The organism is Nocardia coubleae NBRC 108252 (assembly GCF_001612805.1).
Taxonomy (GTDB): Bacteria; Actinomycetota; Actinomycetes; order Mycobacteriales; family Mycobacteriaceae; genus Nocardia; species Nocardia coubleae.
In genome coordinates this window covers 203,828-223,308 of the sequence record NZ_BDBD01000008.1, presented here as the reverse complement: position 1 = coordinate 223,308, position 19,481 = coordinate 203,828, and the positions used below count along the sequence as shown (strand labels likewise).

18 protein-coding genes are annotated in these 19,481 nt (G+C 69.8%); 10 read left to right on the top strand and 8 right to left on the bottom strand.

What is annotated here, in order from left to right:
• Window positions 1–169 precede the first annotated feature (169 nt).
• From NCO8_RS07390 to NCO8_RS07375, 4 genes are all read left to right on the top strand, one after another.
• Window positions 170–2,749 (top strand): AAA family ATPase, encoded by a 2,580-nt coding sequence (locus tag NCO8_RS07390; protein WP_067637497.1) that lies wholly within the window; start codon window positions 170–172, stop codon window positions 2,747–2,749.
• Between the two features lie 184 nt (window positions 2,750–2,933).
• Entirely contained in the window at window positions 2,934–3,362 is a 429-nt protein-coding gene (locus NCO8_RS07385) for a hypothetical protein (protein WP_245655268.1), read from the top strand.
• A gap of 47 nt (window positions 3,363–3,409) precedes the next feature.
• Complete coding sequence (locus NCO8_RS07380) at window positions 3,410–3,799, top strand: YchJ family protein (protein ID WP_067637495.1); 390 nt, start codon at window positions 3,410–3,412, stop codon at window positions 3,797–3,799.
• Window positions 3,800–3,817: 18 nt separating this feature from the next.
• A complete protein-coding gene (locus NCO8_RS07375) occupies window positions 3,818–4,093 on the top strand; it encodes an Rdx family protein (RefSeq protein ID WP_067637493.1) in 276 nt (91 codons plus the stop codon).
• Here the strand turns inward: NCO8_RS07375 and NCO8_RS31775 are convergent, their stop codons facing one another.
• Window positions 4,094–4,309, bottom strand: a complete 216-nt coding sequence (locus NCO8_RS31775; RefSeq protein ID WP_067491348.1) for an FmdB family zinc ribbon protein — start codon at window positions 4,307–4,309, stop codon at window positions 4,094–4,096.
• Between the two features lie 334 nt (window positions 4,310–4,643).
• Between NCO8_RS31775 and NCO8_RS07365 the strand changes: the two genes are divergently transcribed.
• Window positions 4,644–6,221 (top strand): carboxylesterase/lipase family protein, encoded by a 1,578-nt coding sequence (locus tag NCO8_RS07365; RefSeq protein WP_067637491.1) that lies wholly within the window; start codon window positions 4,644–4,646, stop codon window positions 6,219–6,221.
• A 6-nt stretch (window positions 6,222–6,227) separates the two neighbouring features.
• Here NCO8_RS07365 and manB read toward each other — a convergent pair whose 3' ends face one another.
• Genes manB through rfbD form a run of 3 tightly spaced genes read right to left on the bottom strand, consistent with a single transcriptional unit; the run spans window position 6,228 to window position 9,107 of the window.
• Entirely contained in the window at window positions 6,228–7,307 is a 1,080-nt protein-coding gene (manB, locus tag NCO8_RS07360) for a mannose-1-phosphate guanylyltransferase (RefSeq protein ID WP_067491352.1), read from the bottom strand.
• A 34-nt stretch (window positions 7,308–7,341) separates the two neighbouring features.
• The gene (locus tag NCO8_RS07355) at window positions 7,342–8,238 is read right to left on the bottom strand and encodes a glycosyltransferase family 2 protein (protein ID WP_067491354.1); all 897 of its coding nucleotides are present in this window, start codon (window positions 8,236–8,238) and stop codon (window positions 7,342–7,344) included.
• Window positions 8,239–8,249: 11 nt separating this feature from the next.
• Window positions 8,250–9,107, bottom strand: coding sequence for a dTDP-4-dehydrorhamnose reductase (gene rfbD / locus NCO8_RS07350; protein WP_067637489.1), 858 nt, complete (start codon window positions 9,105–9,107; stop codon window positions 8,250–8,252).
• A 192-nt stretch (window positions 9,108–9,299) separates the two neighbouring features.
• Between rfbD and NCO8_RS07345 the strand changes: the two genes are divergently transcribed.
• From NCO8_RS07345 to NCO8_RS07335, 3 genes are all read left to right on the top strand, one after another.
• The gene (locus tag NCO8_RS07345) at window positions 9,300–10,712 is read left to right on the top strand and encodes an LCP family protein (RefSeq protein ID WP_167353252.1); all 1,413 of its coding nucleotides are present in this window, start codon (window positions 9,300–9,302) and stop codon (window positions 10,710–10,712) included.
• 3 nt (window positions 10,713–10,715) lie between these two features.
• Window positions 10,716–11,429: a TIGR03089 family protein gene (locus tag NCO8_RS07340; protein WP_067637487.1), complete on the top strand. Its 714-nt coding sequence runs from the start codon at window positions 10,716–10,718 to the stop codon at window positions 11,427–11,429.
• Between the two features lie 115 nt (window positions 11,430–11,544).
• A complete protein-coding gene (locus tag NCO8_RS07335; RefSeq protein ID WP_067637485.1) occupies window positions 11,545–12,870 on the top strand; it encodes a cytochrome P450 in 1,326 nt (441 codons plus the stop codon).
• Between the two features lies 1 nt (window position 12,871).
• Here the strand turns inward: NCO8_RS07335 and NCO8_RS07330 are convergent, their stop codons facing one another.
• Together NCO8_RS07330 and NCO8_RS07325 are read right to left on the bottom strand one after the other, a co-directional pair.
• Complete coding sequence (locus NCO8_RS07330) at window positions 12,872–13,570, bottom strand: response regulator (protein ID WP_067491360.1); 699 nt, start codon at window positions 13,568–13,570, stop codon at window positions 12,872–12,874.
• Window positions 13,567–15,120, bottom strand: coding sequence for an ATP-binding protein (locus tag NCO8_RS07325; RefSeq protein ID WP_067637483.1), 1,554 nt, complete (start codon window positions 15,118–15,120; stop codon window positions 13,567–13,569). Before NCO8_RS07325 ends, NCO8_RS07330 begins: the two co-directional genes overlap by 4 nt.
• A gap of 94 nt (window positions 15,121–15,214) precedes the next feature.
• On the opposite strand from NCO8_RS07325, the gene NCO8_RS07320 reads away from it, so the two are divergent.
• Complete coding sequence (locus NCO8_RS07320; protein ID WP_067637574.1) at window positions 15,215–16,570, top strand: cation:dicarboxylate symporter family transporter; 1,356 nt, start codon at window positions 15,215–15,217, stop codon at window positions 16,568–16,570.
• 50 nt (window positions 16,571–16,620) lie between these two features.
• Here NCO8_RS07320 and NCO8_RS07315 read toward each other — a convergent pair whose 3' ends face one another.
• Window positions 16,621–16,836 carry a DUF4287 domain-containing protein gene (locus tag NCO8_RS07315; protein WP_067637572.1) on the bottom strand — a complete coding sequence of 72 codons (216 nt, stop codon included), beginning with the start codon at window positions 16,834–16,836 and terminating at the stop codon, window positions 16,621–16,623.
• A 196-nt stretch (window positions 16,837–17,032) separates the two neighbouring features.
• Here NCO8_RS07315 and NCO8_RS07310 point away from each other — a divergent pair, with 196 nt between their 5' ends.
• On the top strand, window positions 17,033–18,502 hold the full coding sequence (locus NCO8_RS07310) for a phytoene desaturase family protein (protein ID WP_067637481.1): 1,470 nt from the start codon (window positions 17,033–17,035) through the stop codon (window positions 18,500–18,502).
• Here the strand turns inward: NCO8_RS07310 and NCO8_RS07305 are convergent.
• The gene (locus NCO8_RS07305; RefSeq protein ID WP_067637479.1) at window positions 18,493–19,440 is read right to left on the bottom strand and encodes a cation diffusion facilitator family transporter; all 948 of its coding nucleotides are present in this window, start codon (window positions 19,438–19,440) and stop codon (window positions 18,493–18,495) included. The genes NCO8_RS07310 and NCO8_RS07305 overlap by 10 nt on opposite strands.
• Window positions 19,441–19,481: the final 41 nt, after the last annotated feature.

Sequence of the window (19,481 nt, the reverse complement as noted above, 5' to 3'; positions counted from 1 at the left end):
CCGGGGTGGGCGAGGGGTGGACATCGAGGGCCGGTCGCGGCGCCACGATGGCCATTCCACTCCCGCGGGCAGATTCGCTCGGGCGCAGCGCATCCCCTGGGCGAACGCCCGGCGATCGGGTAGCGTTTCGGGCACAGTTGCGCTCGGGGCGTGAAGGGGGGTGTCGCCAGTGTGCTCGGACCGCATCACCGAGGTGGTCGCGCGCGAGCTCGCCGCCGACCCGGCTGTGGAGGACCGGGTCGCCGATTGCGTGCTCGCGGCGCTCACCGAGGTCGACGATGCCGCCGACACCGCCGATGCCGGTGACACGGGCGTCTTCCTTCGCGCCGTTACCGTGCACGGCTTCCGCGGCATCGGCCCCACCGCCACCCTCCGGCTGAATCCCGGACCGGGTCTCACCCTGGTGGTCGGCCGCAACGGCAGCGGGAAATCCAGCTTCGCCGAGGCCGCCGAATTCGCGCTGACCGGCGGCAATCGCCGCTGGGACGGGCGCACCAGCGCCTGGCGCGAAGGCTGGCGCAACCTGCACGAACCCGATCTCGCCCGGATCGAGGTCGAGCTGCTCACCGGCGGCGGCGCGGTCACCGTCGCGACGCACTGGGCACCCGGCGCCGAGCTCACCGAGGCGCAGTGGACCGAACGGCGCGGTGACGCCCCGCCCGCCGTCGTCGACCCGGCGAGCAGGCGCCAACGCCTCGACCTGTACCGCCCGTTCCTGTCCTACAGCGAGCTCGGCGCCCTCGTCGACGGCAAACCGAGCGACCTGTTCGACGCGCTGCACCGTCTCCTCGGCCTCGACCAGCTCGCCGCGGCGGCCGAGAGCATTCGGCTGCGCAAGCTGGAACTCGAACGCGCCGTGAAGAATTCGCGGCAGAACCGCGCCGACCTGCTCGACGAACTCGTGCAGGTCGACGACGAACGTGCCGACCGCGTGGCCGAGCTGCTGCGTAACCCGGATCCTGACCTCGACGCCATCGCCGCCGAGGTGGCCGGATCGGTCCTCGGCGCAGAAGGACCCGACGGCCTGCGCGCCATCCTTCGCCTGTCCCTGCCCGACTCCGCAGCGGTCGCCGGCGTAGCCGACCGACTCGCTCGTGCGGCCTCCGACCTGGCCCGTCATGCGACAACCGACGCCGAGTCCGATCTCCGTGTGCTCGAACTACTCACCCGCGCACGCGAACACGCCATCGCCGCGGGTAGCTGCCCCTGCCCGGTCTGCGGCCGAGGCGATCTCGACGCCGACTGGCTGGCCGCGGCCGACTCGGAGATACTCAGGCGCAGTGCGGATCTCGATGCTCTGCGATCGGCCCGAACGGAACTCGAGTCCGCCCTGGCCGAGGCTCGCGCCCTTCTCCGCCCGGTTCCCGACGAGCTGATCTACACGGAATCCACGTTCGCGCAGGACTCGAACACGGCGTCCGACGACGCACCGATTCCCGCGTCGTCGCTGCCTTTACCCGACCGAGCGCAGCGGGCCGACTCGACCGGGGACGGACGTGCTCTCGACGCACCGAGCGCGAGGCCGGGGACTTACGGAGCGCAGGCTCGGGCCGGTTCGTTGAGCGAGCGCCGCCAGGCCGTCCTGCGACGGTGGGCCGCGTGGGCCGCACTCGCCACCGTCGACCACGACGAGCTGATCGACCGCCTCCGCACGACCTACCAGGACCTCGCCGCCGAACTCGCTGCCCTGCACCGCGATGCACGCATCGAACTCGAACGCCTGGATGCGGTGTGGTCGCCGCTGGTCCCGCGCATCCTGGCCTGGCTCGAACCGGCCAGGGCCGTCGCGGCCGACGCGGGCGAGTTGCGGATCGTGCGCAAAGCCGCGGACTGGCTCAAGTCGGCGACGACGACCATCCGTGGCGAACGGATGCGGCCGCTGGAGGCGACGGCGCGGTGGGTGTGGAGCACCCTGCGTCAGCAGAGCAATGTGGAGCTCGGGGCGATCCGGTTGCAGGGCAGCGCGGGTACGGCGCGGCGGGTGCTCCTCGATGTCACCGTCGACGAGGTGGACGGCGCCGCGCTCGGCGTGATGAGCCAGGGGGAGCTGCACGCGCTCGGGCTGTCGCTGTTCCTGCCGCGAGCCACGGTGGCGCACAGTCCTTTCCGGTTCGTGATGATCGACGACCCGGTGCAGGCGATGGACCCGGCCAAGGTCGACGGACTGGCCCGGGTACTCGCCGAGGTCGCCCTCACCAGGCAGGTCGTCGTCTTCACCCACGACGAGCGCCTCGCCGAAGCCGTGCGCCGCATGCAGCTCGACGCCACCGTGCTCGAAGTACAGCGCCGTGAACGCTCCGTCGTCGAGGTCCGGGTGACCGGCGACCCGGTGCGCCGCTACCTCGACGACGCCAGATCCCTGCTGCGCACACCGCAACTACCGCCCGCGATCGCCGACGAACTCGTCGCCACCTGCTGCCGTTCGGCCATCGAGGCCGCCGGGCTGGCGAAAGCGCGCCACGAGCTGCTCGCCGCCGGGCTCGCGCACGGCGAAGTGGAGCGCCGGGTTCGTAACGCGCACACCACGCGCGCCATGATCACCCTGGCGATCATGGGGCCCCGTGCCCGCGTGGACGACCTGAACAAGCACCTCAGCGCCGTCGGTGGGCGCTGGCTCGTCGGGGTGTTGCGCGACGCCACCGCGGGCGCCCACGTGCCGATCGACCGGCCGATGCGCGAATTGATCAGCGATACCGAACGATTCATCGCCTGGCTGCGCGCCCACGAACCGGCGATGGTGCGGTCGTGAACGGGGATCCGGTCCGGTCCGGCCGCGCATTCGACCACCTGGTCGGTGTAGCGGTGCACCCAAATCGTGCGCGCAGCCGGGGACGACCCCAGCTCGGGCGCGGCGTCGCCCCCGGGCACCGGGTGGCCGAGAGTCGTGCGGCAAGGCCGGCCGGGAGACGTTGTGCGGCAAGGCCGGTCGGGCCGTGGTGAACCGTCGTGGCAGACCGCGGCGGGCCGAGTTCACCCCGCGTCCTTCCGTCGCCGAACGGTTGGCGGCCGCCGACGACCTGCTGAACGGGTCGGTTTCGGACGCCGGGGGAGTGTGGTCGCGGGCCGTCGCCTGGATCCTGCGGTTGGCCTTGGAGCAAGCCGTGGACGAACTGTGGGCCCAGATCGCGCCGGAACTCATGCGCTGCCCGATGCGCGCCCAACTGCTCGCCCTTCGGGTCTATGCCGGTCCCGAAACCGCAGGTCAGGTGGGTGCGCTCTGGGCGGCGCTCTCGCGTGCCGCCCACCATCTCGACTACGAGATGGCGCCGAGTGTCACCGACCTGCGCCGCTGGCGCGACCAGACGACCGAACTGTGGCGGGCCCTGGAACTGGTCCCGTTGACGCACCAGACCTTCGGCTGAGCACGGTCGGCGATCGGCCGCCCGCACGCACCCGGCAGGATGACCCCATGGGTGAAGCGAAACCATGTCCGTGCCGGCGCGGCGAACCGTTCGATGCCTGCTGCGGCCCGATCCTGGCCGGTGCGCGCGCGGCGGCGACCGCCGAAACCCTCATGCGCTCGCGCTACACCGCCTACGTCGTCGGCGACACCGACTACCTGCTGCGCTCCTGGCACCCGGACACCCGCCCGAAGGACCTCGAACTCGATCCCGACCAGCGCTGGTTGTTCCTCGAGATCGTGCGCACCGAACGCGGCGGACCGTTCGACGACAACGGCACCGTCGAGTTCATCGCCCACTACCGGCTCGACGGCACGCGCGACAGCATGCACGAGGTGAGCACCTTCGTCCGTGTCGACGGCGCCTGGGTGTACCTCGACGGTGTGTTCGCCGCCTGAACCGGGGATACTGCACCGGTGGCCCGCATCGCGATCGAATACTGCACCCAATGTCGCTGGCTGCTGCGCGCGAGCTGGATGGCACAGGAACTGCTGAGCACCTTCGGCACCGACCTCGCCGAGGTGGCGCTCGTACCGGGGGAGGGCGGCGTCTTCCGGATCACTCTCGACGGCGATCAGCTGTGGGAACGCAAGGCCGACGGCGGCTTTCCCGAGATCGCCGTGCTCAAGCAGCGGGTTCGCGACCGGATCGCACCCGGGCGCGACCTCGGGCACGTCGACCGGCGCGACTGATCAGCAGCAGCCGCCCCCACCACAGCATCCGCCACCCGCGGGCTGTGCCGCGGGCATCGGCGCGGCGCCGCGACCCACGGTGGCGAAGGTCGTCAGCAGTTTGACGGTGTCGTCGTGGCCCGCCGGGCAGGACGCCGGATCCGAGGACTGCGCCATCGGCCGGTTCACCTCGAACGTGTCGCCGCAGGAGCGGCACCGGAAGCTGTAGTTCGGCATGCGGCAAGTGTAAGTCGCCACCGCCACACCGACACCTGGCCGATCAGCACACTCCCAGCTATCGAATCCCGGTGCGGTGCGGTTCGCCGCGCACCGCGCTGACGTCGATCGAAAACCCGCTGCCCGAACGCGGTCCCGGCAGCCCAGATCGCCCGGCGACGACACCGTGAGGAGGCCGAAGCTGTACCGCCGAGTAACCGTTACCTGCGGAAATGGTGCGTTGGCGCCGTGCCAGTGGCGTGCCGACGTACTCTCGTAAGGAGTCACCAGGTGCTGCGGCCCGCGGGAGCAAATGCACAGGCACTCGTGGATCGCGCCGGCTAGGAGGTGTGCGATGAGCATTCAGCCCGATCTCGACCAAGGCACGTGGACCCACGAAGCCGAACCACTGGCGCACACCGAGTACGGCACGGTCAGCGGAATCTGGGAGGGGCCCGTCGCCGTGTGGCGCAGCGTGCCCTACGCGAAAGCACCCGCCGGCCCGGCTCGATTCCGCCTCCCCGAGCCGCCGAAGCCCTGGGAGGGCGTGCGCGACTGCGCGGTCTTCGGTGAGATCGCACCGCAGGCGATGGGCGCGATGGTGCCCGTCGACTCGGATCTGCGGATGGGTGAGGACTGTCTGTGGGTGAACGTGTGGTCACCCCGGCCACAGCCCAGCGACGACGAACCGCGCCCCGTGATGGTGTGGCTGCACGGCGGCGCCTACTGCCTCGGCACCGCCGCGCAGACCATCTACAACGGGCGCAGACTCGCCGAAGCGGGCGACGTGGTGGTCGTGACCGTGAACTACCGGCTCGGGGTCCTCGGTTTCCTCGACCTGTCGTCCTTCGGCGACCAGTTCACCCCGAACCTCGGCCTGCACGATCAGCTGGCCGCCCTCGCCTGGGTCCGCGACAATATCGCCGCGTTCGGCGGCGACCCCGGCAATGTGACGGTCTTCGGCGAATCCTCCGGCGCGGGCTGCGTCACCGCGCTGCTCACCGCACCGGCCGCCGACGGGTTGTTCCACAAGGCGATCGCCCAGAGCCCGCCCGCCACCACGGTTTTCGGGCAGGAACGCGCCGCCGTCGTCGCCCAGCGGTACCTGGAACTGCTGGAACTCGGTGCGGGCGAGACGGATCGGCTGCTCGAGCTGCCGATCGAGCAGCTCGTGGAGGTCGGCGCGGTACTGCTCGACGAGGTGCCGACCAAGGAACCGGGCAGGCTGGCCGCCGCCCCGGTCGTCGACGGGGACCTGTTGCCCGCCTATCCGATCGACCGTTTCCAGCAGGGCCTTTCCCATCGGGTGCCGTTGCTGATCGGCAGCAACAAAGATGAGGCCTCCCTGTTCCGGGTGCTCAAATCCCCGATCATGCCGGTGACGCCCGACGCCGTGAACGCCATGCTGCAGGACGTCGCCGCCTCGCACCCGGAGATGTCGCCGGAACGGATCGCCGAGATCACCTCCGCCTACCCGGATCTCACCAAGATCCGTGGCGCGCTCGCCATGTCGACCGATGCCGCGTTCCGTATGCCCGCCGCTTGGGTCGCCGAAGGGCACGCCCAGCACTCACCGACCTGGAAGTACCGGTTCGACTACGCGACACCGATGTTGAAGGCGGCCCGGGTCGGTGCCGGCCATGCCACCGAATTGCCCTATGTGTTCGGCAATTTCGGCACGCTCAACCACGACCCGACCTTCTGGCTCGGCGGTCGCAAGGTCTCGCTCGCGGTCTCGGGCCGGATGCAGCGCCGCTGGCTGGCCTTCGCCGAACACGGCGTGCCCGCGGCACTGGACGGTTCCAAGCACTGGCCGCGCTATCTGCCCACCGACCGCACCACTTTGCTCATCGACACCATCGACCGGGTCGTCGACAATCCCGACGCCGAACTGCACACCGCCTGGGGCGACCACGCCGTCGGCTTCAGCTGAGCAGTGTCACACGTCGGTGGAGAAGCGGATGCCGCCGTCGGGGATCTCCACGCCCGGCCACACCCTCGCCCCGCGCAGCAGTTCGCAGCGGGCACCGACCTGGGCGCCGTCACCGATCACACCGTCACGCACCAGCGCACGCGGACCGATCCGGGCGCCGAAACCGACGATCGACCGCTCCACGGTCGCACCCGCCTCGACGACCGCGCCGTCGAAGATCACCGCACCGTCGAGTCGCGCACCCGCGCCGATCTCGGCGCCACGCCCGACCACGGTGCCGCCGATGAGCAGCGCGCCGGGAGCCACGCCCGCACTGGGGTGCACCAGCGACTCACCGCGCTGACCGGGCAGGGCGGGGGAGGGAGCGATGCCGCGGACCAGGTCGGCCGAACCGCGAACGAAGTCCTCCGGGGTGCCCATATCGCGCCAGTAGGAGGCATCGACGTGACCCTGCACGCGGGCACCCTCGGCCAGCAGCGCGGGGAACACCTCGCGCTCCACCGACACCGGGCGACCGGTCGGGATCTTCTCGATGTACTCGCGGCGGAACACGTAGCAACCGGCGTTGATCTGGTCGGTCGGCGGATCCTGGGTCTTCTCGAGGAACGCCGTAACCCGGCCTTCCTCGTCGGTCGGCACACAGCCGAACGCGCGTGGATCGCTCACCCGGACCAGGTGCAGGGTCACATCGGCGTTGGTCGACTCGTGGGTGTCGAGGATCGCGCCGAGGTCGGTGCCGCCGAGCACGTCGCCGTTGAAGACCATCACATTGTCGGCGCGCAGCTTGGGCAGCACGTTGCGGATGCCGCCGCCGGTGCCGAGCGGTTCGGTCTCGGTGACGTACTCCAGGTCGAGTCCCAGCTCCGAACCGTCACCGAAGTGCTCCTCGAACACCTCCGCCTTGAAGGAGGTGCCGAGCACGACGTGGGTGATCCCGGCCTCGGCGATGCGGGCCAGCAGGTGGGTCAGGAACGGCAGCCCGGCCGTCGGCAGCATCGGCTTGGGCGCCGAGAGGGTGAGCGGACGCAGCCGCGTGCCCTGTCCGCCGACGAGGATGACCGCGTCGGTGCCTGCATTGCCTGCCATCGAGTTTCCCCTGTTCACAGTGGACCGGCCCTACTCAGGCGCCGGTTCGCGCTTTCTCACGCAGCGCCGATCGAACCGCAATCCGGGAGCGAACCGCAAGTCCGGCCCGCAAGGCGAGCCGCAGCGGCGCCTGCCACCAGTGCGGATGCCGGTCGGCCTGGAAACGGTAGGCGCTGGCGTGGTGGGCGGGCAGCATCAGTTCCGGGTGCTTGCCCGCGGCGTGGCCCTTGGCGTGGGTCACCTCGGCGTCCGGGACGAACACATTGTGCCAGCCCGCCTTGCCCATGCGGTCACCGAAGTCGACGTCCTCCATGTACATGAAGTAGCGCGAGTCGAAGCCGTCGATGGTGTCGAACGCGGCGCGACGCACCAGCAGGCACGAGCCCGACAGCCAGCCGACCACCCGCTCCGACAGCTCCTCGTTCTCCTGCCGGTAGCGCACCGACCAGGGGTTCTTCGGCCAGATCGCGCCGAGGATCGCGTGCCCGGCGCCGTCGGCCAGACCGGGCACCCGCCGCGCCGAGGGATAGACGCTGCCGTCGGGTTCGCGCACCATCGGCCCGAAGGCGCCCGCGCGCGGCCAACGCTGCGCGGCCTCGAGCAGCTTGTCGATGGAATCGACTCCCCAGCGGATGTCCGGGTTGGCCAGGATCACGAATTCGATCGACGGATCGATCTCGGCGACGGCCCGGTTGATGGCGCCGCCGTAGCCGATATTGCCGCCGGTACGCAGCAGCCGCACGTGCGCGTTGGCCTCGGCCACCAGCTCGGGCACGCCGTCGGTCGACCCGTTGTCGGCCAGGATCACCTGCGGCTTCTCGCTGGTCGCGTCGGCGAGGGTGGTGATGAAGTGCTCGAGATGCTCGCCCGGTGAATAGGTCACCGTGACGACGGCCAGACCGGCGGGGGCGGGGGATTCGGCTGCGTTCACGAGTGCGCAGCCTAGTCGGACAACCGGCGAAGTGTGTCGGTGAGTGCGGAACGCCAGGGCCGCATCGGGGTCAGGCCCGCGTCGTTCCAAACCCGGGGTGAGAGCACCGAATAGGGCGGGCGCGGCGCGGGTCTGGGGAACGCGCTCGAATCGCACGGCAGCACCCGGGCCGGGTCGGCGCCGAGCTCGGTGAAAACGGCGACGGCCAGGTCGAACCAGGTGGCGGTGCCGGAGTTGGTCGCGTGCAGCACCCGGGGTGCGTCGGGGCGGTCGGCGAGCTCGAGCAGGGCGGCGGCCAGATCGATCGCGCTTGTCGGCGACCCGAGCTGGTCGTTCACCACGGTGACGGTGTCGCGTTCGCGCTCGAGCCGGCGCATGGTCGCGACGAAATCCCCCTCGACACCGGCGTATACCCAGGCCGTTCGCACGACCTGCGCGTCGGGGCAGCCGTCGAGCACGGCCCGCTCACCCGCCAGTTTCGACTGGCCGTAGACCGTCGCCGGTCCGGTGGGGTCGTCCGGTTCGTACGGTGTGCTCGCGGTGCCGGGGAACACATAGTCGGTCGACACGTGGATCAGCCGTGCGCCGGTGGCGGTACAGGCGGCGGCGAGTACGGCCGGACCGGTGGCATTGGCGGCGAACGCGGCGTCGCGGTCGGTTTCGGCGGCGTCGACGGCGGTGTAGGCCGCGCAGTTGAGCACCACCGCGCCGGGTGTGAGTATCGCCTCCACCGCCGCGCGGTCGGTGATGTCGACCTGCGACCGGCCGAGGCCGCGCGCGTGCGGGGCCAGACGCAGGATTTCCCGCCCCAGCAGCCCACCGGCGCCGGTTACGATCAGGGAAGCTCGAGTGGGGAAATCGGCATTCACGCGGCCAGTCTGGCACGCCGCAACACCTGCGGGTCGGCCCGACTGTGGTAACTGTTGGTTAGCCTGTGTTCACGACAGTGGGGTTTGCGGGGAGGCGTGCAGGGCGGGGCGCCGCGAGGTCGAGAGGAAGCACGAGTGCGAGAGTCGACAGGATCACCGTCGGCCACCACGCCTGCGGGACCGGCGAAGGTGATGGTGGCGATCGCGGCGGTCCTGGTGCTCGCGATCACCGGGTTCGCCTGGCGCAGCGTCGACAATCTGATCGCCAATATCGAACGCATCGGTGGGCTCGGTCTGGGCGGCGGCCGCGACGGCGCCGTCGACATCCTGCTCGTGGGTGTCGACAGCCGCACCGATGCCCACGGCAACCCGCTCACCAGCGCCGAACGCGCCATGCTGCACGCCGGCGACGAAGTGGGCACCAACACCGACACCATCGTGCTGGTCCGCGTCCCCAACGACGGCCGCTCCGCCACCGCCATCTCCATCCCCCGCGACTCCTACGTCGATATCCCCGGTCAGGGCAAGGCCAAGATCAACTCCGCCTACGGCGCGACGAAAGAGACCGAACGCGCCAAGATGCTCGCCGACGGCGATGCCGAGGCCGACGCCGAACGCGACTCGACCAAAGCGGGCAGGCAGGCGCTGATCAAGTCGGTGGCCAATCTCACCGGCGTCACCGTCGACCACTACGCCGAGGTGAGCCTGCTCGGGTTCGTGCTGCTCACCGATGCCGTCGGCGGGGTGGAGGTGTGCCTGAACAACGCGGTCGACGAATACATGTCCGGCGCGCAGTTCCCGGCGGGAAATCAGCGTCTCGACGGTGCGCAGGCCTTGAGTTTCGTGCGGCAGCGCCACGATCTGCCGCGTGGCGACATCGACCGGATCGTGCGTCAGCAGGTGTTCATGGCCCAGCTGGTGGGTCAGCTGCTCAACGCCAAGACGCTGGCCGATCCCGGCAAGCTCAGCGAGATCAGCGAAGCCGTCGGGCGCACGGTCGTCCTCGATGACGACTGGGACGTGCTCGCCTTCCTGCAGCAGCTCAAGGACCTCTCCGGTGGCCAGGTCGAGTTCGACACCATTCCTGTCGCCGACCTGAACAGCATGACGGCCAACGGCGAATCGGTGGTTCGGGTGGAACCGAAGGCCGTGCAGGACTACGTGGCCGGGCTGGTCGGCGAGGAGAAACCGGCCGAGGAGAAGAAGGTCGACCCGTCCACGGTGACGGTGAGCGTGTTCAACGCCGGTGGCGCGACGGGCCTGGCGGCCAAGGTCGCGGCCGCGTTGACGGGTAAGGGTTTCCGCGAGGGTCTGGTCGGGAACTATTCCGGGGGGAGTGTGAGCTCGAGCCGGGTGCTCGCCGCCGACAGCGCCGATCCCAAGGCCGTCGCGGTGGCCGAGGAACTCGGCGGCCTGACCGTGGTCGCGGATCCGTCGCTGTCGGCGGATTCGGTGAGCGTGGTGCTGGCGAGCGACTACTCTGGTCCCGGCTCGGCCGCGGCAGGCATGTTCGATTTCGACGGAACATCCTCGGCGACCGCCACGCCAGTACCGCCCGCCCCGCCGATCGACGCAGGCCAGAACGGACCGAAATGCGTGAATTGACCAATGCGTGAGCCCAATTCGACACTGACCGACGCCCTCCTCGACCCGATCCTCGAACGCGATCCCGCCGGACCGCGCGTCACCTGGTACGACGACGCCACCGGCGCCCGCATCGAACTGTCCGGGCTGACGCTGGCCAACTGGGCGGCCAAGACCGCCAACCTGATCCGCGACGAGTTCGCGCTCACTCCCGGCGCGCGGGTCGCGGTGCTGCTGCCCGCGCACTGGCAGACGGCCGCGGTGCTGCTCGGCTGCTGGTGGGCCGGAACCGAAGTGGTGCTCAGCCCCGATCCCGACGCCGACCTCGCCCTGGTGACGCCCGACCGGCTCGACGACGCCGACGGCGTCGACGAGGTCGCGGTGCTGTCGCTGGACGCCATGGGCACACCCGTGCGCGACCTGCCGGTCGGTGTCACCGATTTCGCCACCGCGGTGCGCGTGCACGGCGACCAGTTCCTGCCCGGTGGTTTCCGGGCCGCCCTCGACGGTATGTCGGTGGGCGAGGTACTCGACGCGGCGAAGAAATCGGCGGCGCTGCAGGGCATTTCCGCCGGGGACCGGGTGCTGTCGAGCGCACCGTGGGACACCGCGGCCGAGCTGATCGACGGGTATCTCGCCGTTCTCGGCGCCGGTGCGTCGCTGGTGCAGGTGGTCAATCCCGACGCGACCGCCACCGAGCACCGCGCCGAGACCGAACGGGTGACCGTGCGGCGCTGAGCCGCTCGTCTCCTACCTGGGTATAGGTCGGCCTCCGCCCGAGGAACGTGGTTTCTGTCACACCCCGTCCGTACTGTGGAAGACATCTTCGGCAGTACGGCGCAAAGGGGCGGCTATGAACGTCGGGTACTGGATCCGCTGGTCGGCACAGCACGGAATTCCCCGTGCCTTCCTGCGCTGGCGTGCGCGGCGCGGCGACACCTTCGCCACCCTGCTCGCCGGCGAGCGGGGACTGCACGATCCGTACCCGCTCATCGAGGAACTGCGCGGCCCCGGTCTGCGACGCACGCCGTTGGCGTACGCGTGCTTCGAGCACTCGAAGGTGCGAAGCATCCTGCGCGACAACAGATTCGGCGTCTTCCCGGCATTGGGCCCCGAGGTGCCACCGCCGTTGCGCAAGCTGGCCGAACGAGTGGTTCCGCCGCCGAGCCCGGTCGAGCCGCCGTCGATGCTCGTGCTCAATCCGCCCGAACACACCAGGATGCGCAAGCCGGTGGCGTCGGCCTTCACCCCGCGTGCCATCGGCAGGCTGCGCGACCGGGTCGAAACCGTCACCACCGAACTGCTCGACGCGATGCCCGCGCACGGCTCGATCGACCTCGTCACCGATTTCGCGGCCCAGGTGCCGATCGCGATCATCGCCGAGATGCTCGGGTTCCCCGCCGCCGACCGCGAGCTGTTCCTGCGCTGGGGCGACCGCGTCACCCCGCTGCTCGACATCGGCACCTCCTGGCGCTCCTACCGGGAGGCGATGGCCGCCACCGACACCCTGGCCGACTATCTGGCCGAGCACATCGAGAAGCTGCGCGACGAACCGGGCGACGACATCCTCTCCAGCCTGGTCACCTCCGGCGACCTCACGATGCGCGAACTGCAGGCGGGCGCGGGACTGCTGATGGGCGCGGGCTTCGAGACCACGGTCAACCTCATCGGGAACGCGGTGGCCGCGCTGTCGGCCAACCCCGACCAGCTCGCCATCGCCCAGAACGACCCCGACCGCTGGCCCGACGTGGTGGAGGAGACGCTGCGGTTCGACCCACCCGTGCAGACCACCGCGCGGGTGGCGCTCGAGGACGTCGAGGTCGACGGGATGACGGTGAAGGCGGGGGCCACCGTCATCCTGTCGCTGGCCGGTGCCAACCGCGACCCCTCGGTCTTCGCCGACCCGGACCGCTTCGACATCGACCGCCCGAATATCAAGGAGCACGTGGCCTTCAGCAGCGGCATCCACGCCTGCCTCGGCGCGAGCCTGGCCAGGATGGAAGCGGTCCACGCCCTGCGCGCGCTCTACGCCCGCTACCCGGATCTGCGCTTACGCGAAGAACCGGTGCGCCGCAACCTGTTCACCCTGCACGGGTTCGAGCACATGCCGGTCGACCTCGGTCCGGTGGCGCGCACCGGGGCGCCCGACTATCTGGCGGGCGCCACCACCCAGGGGTGAGCTAGGTCGAAACCCGCCAGCGGTAGCGGGTTTTCGGGCGCCCGGCCCGGCCGTAGTCGGCCCGGCGTTCGGCGAGGCCGTCGTCGGCGAGTTTCTCGAGATACCGCCACGCGGTGATCCGGGAAACGCCGACGGCAGCGGCGGCATCGGTGGCGGTGATGCCCGCCTCGGCCGCGCGCACCGCCCGCGACACTTCCTCGAGGGTGTGCTGCACAACGCCCTTCGGGGCGCCCGCGCGCTGGTCGGCGGTGCGCAGCGCGCCGAGGGCGCGGTCGATGTCGTACTGCGACAGCGCCGCTTCGCCCGCGGGCAGGGCGGTGTCGAAATCCCGGTAGCGTTCCAGCTTCTCGCGAAAGGCGGCGAAGGTGAACGGCTTGAGCAGATACAGCACCACCCCGTGGGCGACGGCGCTGCGCACCATGGTCAGCTCGCGCGCCGAGGTGATCGCGATGACATCGGGACGCGGGGAGAGTCCGTTGAGCGCGGCGGCCACCTCGAGGCCGTTGATGTCGGGCAGCCCGATATCCATCAGCACCAGGTGGAACGGATTGCCGTCGGCGATCGCCGACGCGGCGAGATTGAGCGCGTCATGACCGGTATGGGCGACGCCGCCGGTGACGAACCCGTCGAGCCGTTCGAGATAGGCCCGGTGTGCCTGGGCGATCAACGGTTCGTCCTCGACGATCAGGACGCGGATCATGGGTTCTCCCTCAACGGAATTCGGACGGTGACCGCGCTGTGTGGTGCGGCCGTTGTGGTGATGGCACCGCCGTGTCGATCGACGAGACGGTGCACGAGTGCCAGGCCGAGGCCGGCATGATCGGATTTGGTCGTGTAGCCGCGTTCGGCGGCGCGCTCGAACATCTGCGCCGACATGCCGGGGCCGCTGTCGGAGACGCGCACGCACAGGTGCCCGTCGCGGTGACTCACCGACACCTCGACCCGCTTGTCGATGGTGCCCGCGGCCGCGTCGATGGCGTTGTCGACCAGGTTGCCGACCAGCGTCACGGTTTCCTGCGCAGAGAGCGGGTCGGTGGAATCGAGCGCGGTGTCCTCGCTGATGGCGAGACTCACCCCGCGCTCGGCGGCCTGGTCCACCTTGCCGAGCAGCAACGCCGCCAGCGCCGCGTCACCGACGGCCGCCAGCAGCCGGTCGATGAGCACCTGCGAGAGCGCGAGCTCGTCGGTGGCGAACGCCACCGCCTCGTCGGGCCTGCCGAGCTCGACCATGGTGACCACGGTGTGCAGTTTGTTGGCCGCCTCGTGCGCCTGGGCGCGCAGCGACTCGGCGAAATTGCGCACCGTGTCGAGCTCGCCGAGCACCGCGCGCAGTTCGGTCTGGTCGCGGATGGTGAGGACGGTGCCGATCTGCTCGCCCTCCCAGGTCACCACGTCCTGGTTCACCAGCAGTACGCGGTCGGTGGTCACATGCGTTTCGTCGCGCACCACGCCCGGGCGCTCCTGGCGCAACGAGACGGGCAGGTCGTCGCGATACACCGGACCCTGCGGCAGATCGAGCAGGGTGCGCGCCTGATCGTTGACCACCTCCGCGGGCCCCTGGCCGGTGCCGAACACCACCAGACCCTCGTGGACCGAATGCAGCACCGCGTCGTGGTGCTCGTAGAGCGCGCGCAGCTCGTCGGGCGCCAGGCCGTGGGTCTGCCTGCGCAACCGCCTGCTGAGCAGGAACGAGGAGAAGGCGGCCAGCGCGAGCCCGGCCGCGCTCACTCCGAGGATCAGCGGCAGCTGCGAGGCCACCTGGGTGCCGATCCTGGCCCTGGTGACACCGGCCGACACCAGCGCGACCACCCGGCCGCGGTCGTAGACCGGCGTCACCGCCCGGATCGACGGACCGAGCGTGCCGGTGAAGGTCTCGGTGAACGTCTGCCCGGCCAGCGCCCGGTCGATGCTGCCGGAGAACGGCTTGCCGATCATCTCCGGATTCGTGTGGGTGTAGCGAGTGCGGTCCGGCGCCATCACGACGATGAAGTCCATTCCGGTATCGGCCCGGATCCGCTCGGTGGTGGGTTGCAGCAGCCCGCTCGGATACGGCGAACTCACCGCCGCCAGCGTCGACGGCGCCCTCGCCACCGACACGGCGACATCCCTGACCTGAAGTTCCGTGGCCACATCGTGGTCGCGTCTGGCGTCGAGCACGGCGAGCACCGTACCCGTGCCGATCATCAGCGCCAGCACCACCAGCTGCCACACGAAGGCCTGTCCGGCAAGCGACAGTCGTCCTCGTCGCATCCTGCCCTCCGACCTCGAACTGAACGTTATGTACCTAAAGCACGTTATGTACCAAACGTGACGGCGATCACACTAGCGGTGCATGCTCGCTGCCATGAGCACAACCACCGCGCGAAAACGAGACCATACCCACTGGCTGTACATCGCGGTGATTATCGCGGTGCTCGCGGGCATTCTCGTCGGCAGGCTGGCACCGGAGTTCGGTCAGTCACTGGCGCCGCTGGGCACGCTGTTCGTGAATCTGATCAAGATGATGATCGCGCCGGTCATCTTCTGCACCATCGTGCTCGGCATCGGTTCGGTGCGGGCGGCGGCTACTGTCGGCAAGGTCGGCGGCCTGTCCATCGCCTACTTCCTCGCCATGTCGACGGCCGCGCTCGGTATCGGTCTGGTGGTCGGCAACCTGATCGAACCCGGCTCCGGGCTCGGCGAGGCCAAGCCCGGTGCGGGCGCCAAGTACGCCGAGCAGGCGCACGGTGCGGGTGGTACCTGGGACTTCATCCAGAACATCGTGCCGACCACGCTGGTGTCCTCGCTGACGGCGGGCAGCGTGCTGCAGGCGCTGTTCGTGGCCTTGCTCGTCGGATTCGCGGTGCAGGCGATGGGCGCGGCGGGCGAGCCGATCCTGCGGGCGGTGTCGCTCGGACAGAAGCTCGTGTTCCGGATCCTGTCGATGATCCTGTGGCTGGCGCCGATCGGTGCCTTCGGTGCGATCGCCAATGTCGTCGGGCGCACGGGCTGGTCGGCGGTCGTGGAGCTGGCGACGCTGATGATCGCGTTCTACCTGACCTGCCTGGTGTTCGTCTTCGGTGTGCTCGGCGCGGTACTGCGGATCGTGTCGGGTGTGTCGATCCTGAAGCTGTGCCGGTACCTGGCCCGGGAGTACCTGCTGATCGTGGCGACCTCGTCGTCGGAGTCGGCGCTGCCACGGCTGATCGCCAAAATGGAACACGCCGGTGTCGAGAAGACCACGGTCGGTGTCGTCGTGCCGACCGGGTACTCGTTCAACCTCGACGGCACGGCCATCTACCTGACGATGGCCTCGATCTTCATCGCCGACGCCCTCGGCCAACCGCTGAGTATCGGCGAGCAGATCGGCCTGCTGCTGTTCATGATCATCGCGTCCAAGGGTGCGGCGGGCGTCACCGGTGCGGGCCTGGCAACGCTGGCGGGCGGTCTGCAGAGCCACCGCCCCGAACTCCTCGACGGTGTCGGTCTGATCGTCGGCATCGACCGGTTCATGTCCGAAGCCCGTGCGCTGACCAACTTCTCGGGCAATGCCGTCGCCACCCTGCTCATCGGCACCTGGACCAAAACCGTCGACGCCGACCGCACCCGCCGCGTCCTCGACCGCGAACTCCCCTTCGACGAGGAGACCATGGTCGACGACGAACACGGCGCCCCCGAACCCAAGCCCGCCACCGACCCTGCCCCTGTCGCGGTGCAGTAGAACAGCGGACCGGCCCCGTCTCGCTCGGGGCCGGTCCACTGTTCCGGTGTTCAGGCGCGGGCCCACTTCCCCGGGTTGAGATGGAACTGCACCAGCGCGGTCGCGTGCCCGTGCCCGAGGCCGTGCTCGGACTTCAGCCAGTTCACCAGCACGCTGTGGGAGCCGTCGGTGGCGGCGAGCATCGTCAGCCATTCGTCCACGGGCCGACCGTATTTGGTCTCGATGGTGGGAAAGTAGGACGCGGGGCCGTGCGGTGCGTTTGCCATGAATCTCTCCTCGTGCTCGTTACCGGTGAAGACGGCGCGCAACTTCCGAAATCATCGCCGTGTGCGCGGCATCACACCCGGGGCCCGGACACACCGACGGGCCCCGGTCCGGCCCAGGGACGTGACGCGCCACTCGCCCGCCGGCGCGGATTCGCCGCGTAGGTTGGAGAGAAAGTCGGTCGGCGAAGGGACGGCGATGGCCGAAGTCGTAGTGGTCGGTTCGGGGCCGAACGGGCTCGCCGCGGCGGTGATCGCCGCGCGCGCCGGTCTCTCGGTGCGGGTGCTCGAGGCACAGGAGCAGCCGGGTGGCGGTTCACGCACCGCCGAGCTGACCCTGCCGGGCTTCCACCACGATGTGTGCGCGGGCGCGCACCCCATGGCCTTGGCCTCACCGTTCTTCCGTGCGTTCGACCTCGCCGCGCACGGCGTGGAACTACTCGCCCCCACCGTCTCCTACGCGCATCCGCTCGACGGCGGCGTCGCCGGACTGGCCTGGCGCAATCTGGAATCCACGGTCGCCGACCTCGGCCGCGACGGTCCGGCGTGGCGTTCGCTGTTCGCCCCGCTGGTCGAACACTGGCCCGCGGTGGTGGAGCTGGCGATGTCGGACCTGCGGCACCCGCCGCTGAACGTCCCGACGGGTGTGCGATTCGGGCTGCGAGTGCTCGAACAGGCATCACCGCTGTGGAACAACCGTTTCCACGAGGACGTGGCCCCCGCCATGCTCACCGGGGTGGCCACCCACGCCATCACCCAGCCGCGCGCCATTCCCGCCGTCGGCGCCGGACTGCTGCTCGGTACCCTCGCCCACGCGGGCGGCTGGGTGATCCCGCGCGGCGGCAGCCAGGCCATCCCCGACGCGCTGATCGCGGAGCTGGAACGCCTCGGCGGCGAGGTGGTCACCGGTCATCGCGTCGACGATTTCGCCGAACTCGCCACCGCCCGCGCCGTCCTGTTCGACACCTCACCCGCCGAACTGCTGCGCATCGCCGGTGACCGCCTACCCGAGCGCTACCGCAACAGCCTCGGCCGTTTTCGCTACGGCGGGGCGGCGTGCAAGGTCGACTTCGCCCTGTCGGGCCCGGTGCCGTGGACCGCGCCCGGCGCCGACCTGGCAGGCACTCTGCACCTGATCGGTACCCGAGCCGAGGCGATGCGGGCCGAAAAGCAGATCGCCGCAGGGCGATTCGCCGACCGCCCGTATGTGCTCGCCATTCAGCCCGGCGTCGTCGACAGCACCCGGGCCCCCGAGGGCAAGCACACCTTCTACACCTACGCCCACGTCCCCAACGGATCCGATCGCGATATCAGCGAGGACGTGATCGCCCAGGTGGAACGCTTCGCTCCCGGCTTCCGCGACCTCATCCTCGCCAAGCACGTGCGCCCCGCCGCGTTCATGCCCGCCCACAACGCCAACTACATCGGCGGCGATATCTCCGCGGGCGCGATGACCCTGCGCCAGACCGTGTTCCGGCCCCTGGCCCGCTGGAACCCGTACGCCACCCCGATTCCCGGCACCTACCTGTGTTCGTCGTCGACGTCCCCCGGCCCCGGCGTGCACGGCATGTCCGGACTACACGCGACACACCACATGTTGCGCACCCGGTTCGGCATCGTCACCGACCCGCTCGACCTGTTGCGCGGCGAGAAACCCGCCTATCGGTGACTGCCGGTGGCACCGGCCTTCTCGGGCCGGAACACGTCGGGCTCGAGATAGACCGTGCGCACACTCGGTGCCGCCTCGCGGATGCGGGCGTCGGCGGCGTCGATCGCGGCACCCACCCGGCTGATGTCGAGTTCGGGCTGCATGGCGATCTTGGCGTTCACCAACAGGTCCTCCGGACCGAGGTACTGCGTCTGCAGGCGAAGCACCCGCACGATGCGCGGATCGGCGAGCAGCGCGTCGCGGATGGCCCGGTCCTCGGCGGCGGTGGCGCCCTCACCGATGATCAGGCTCTTGGTCTCCACGATCAGCACGATGGCGTTGAAGCCGAGCAGCAGGCCGATGAGCAGCGTGCCGATGCCGTCCCACACCCCGTTGCCGGTGAGCACCGTCAGGCCCACACCGGCCAGCGCGAACATCAACCCGACCAGTGCGCCCAGGTCTTCCAACAGCACTACCGGCAGCTCGGGATTGCGGCTGTTGCGGATGAAATGCCACCAGGAGTGCTTGCCTTTCAACGGCTCCGATTCCCGGCGCGCGGTGCGGAAACTGAAGCCCTCGAGCAGCATCGACACCAGCAGAATCACGATCGCGACCCCGGGTGACTCCAGTTCGTGTGGGAACCGGATCTTGTGCACCGCCTCGTTCAATGCGAACAGGCAGCCCATCGTGAACAGCACAAGCGCAACGACGAACGAATAGAAGTACCGGTTGCGCGTGTAACCGAAGGGGTGCAGTACGTCGGGCGCCTGCTCGGCCCGGTTGCGGCCGACCAGCAGCAGCGCCTCGTTGCCGGTGTCGGCGACCGAGTGCACGGCCTCGGCCAGCATGGACGACGAGCCCGTGATGAACGCGCCGATGAACTTCGCGACCATGATCCCGGCGTTCGCGCCGAGCGCGGCCAGGATCGCGATCTTGCTGTCTCCACCTTCAGCGGCCATACCGGGGCACGCTACCGTCCCCGCCCACCAACCCGCGCGAC

Bases quoted from the DNA above. Each gene is read 5' to 3' on its own strand.
- NCO8_RS07380 (WP_067637495.1), top strand. From the start codon at position 3,410: ATGGGTGAAGCGAAACCATGTCCGTGCCGGCGCGGCGAACCGTTCGAT.
- manB (WP_067491352.1), bottom strand. From the start codon at position 7,307: ATGGCAGGCAATGCAGGCACCGACGCGGTCATCCTCGTCGGCGGACAG.
- NCO8_RS07340 (WP_067637487.1), top strand. From the start codon at position 10,716: ATGCGTGAGCCCAATTCGACACTGACCGACGCCCTCCTCGACCCGATC.
- NCO8_RS07305 (WP_067637479.1), bottom strand. From the start codon at position 19,440: ATGGCCGCTGAAGGTGGAGACAGCAAGATCGCGATCCTGGCCGCGCTC.
- NCO8_RS07315 (WP_067637572.1), bottom strand. From the start codon at position 16,836: ATGGCAAACGCACCGCACGGCCCCGCGTCCTACTTTCCCACCATCGAG.
- NCO8_RS07335 (WP_067637485.1), top strand. From the start codon at position 11,545: ATGAACGTCGGGTACTGGATCCGCTGGTCGGCACAGCACGGAATTCCC.
- NCO8_RS07325 (WP_067637483.1), bottom strand. From the start codon at position 15,120: ATGCGACGAGGACGACTGTCGCTTGCCGGACAGGCCTTCGTGTGGCAG.
- NCO8_RS31775 (WP_067491348.1), bottom strand. From the start codon at position 4,309: ATGCCGAACTACAGCTTCCGGTGCCGCTCCTGCGGCGACACGTTCGAG.
- NCO8_RS07330 (WP_067491360.1), bottom strand. From the start codon at position 13,570: ATGATCCGCGTCCTGATCGTCGAGGACGAACCGTTGATCGCCCAGGCA.
- NCO8_RS07365 (WP_067637491.1), top strand. From the start codon at position 4,644: ATGAGCATTCAGCCCGATCTCGACCAAGGCACGTGGACCCACGAAGCC.
- NCO8_RS07320 (WP_067637574.1), top strand. From the start codon at position 15,215: ATGAGCACAACCACCGCGCGAAAACGAGACCATACCCACTGGCTGTAC.
- NCO8_RS07310 (WP_067637481.1), top strand. From the start codon at position 17,033: ATGGCCGAAGTCGTAGTGGTCGGTTCGGGGCCGAACGGGCTCGCCGCG.
- NCO8_RS07345 (WP_167353252.1), top strand. From the start codon at position 9,300: ATGGTGGCGATCGCGGCGGTCCTGGTGCTCGCGATCACCGGGTTCGCC.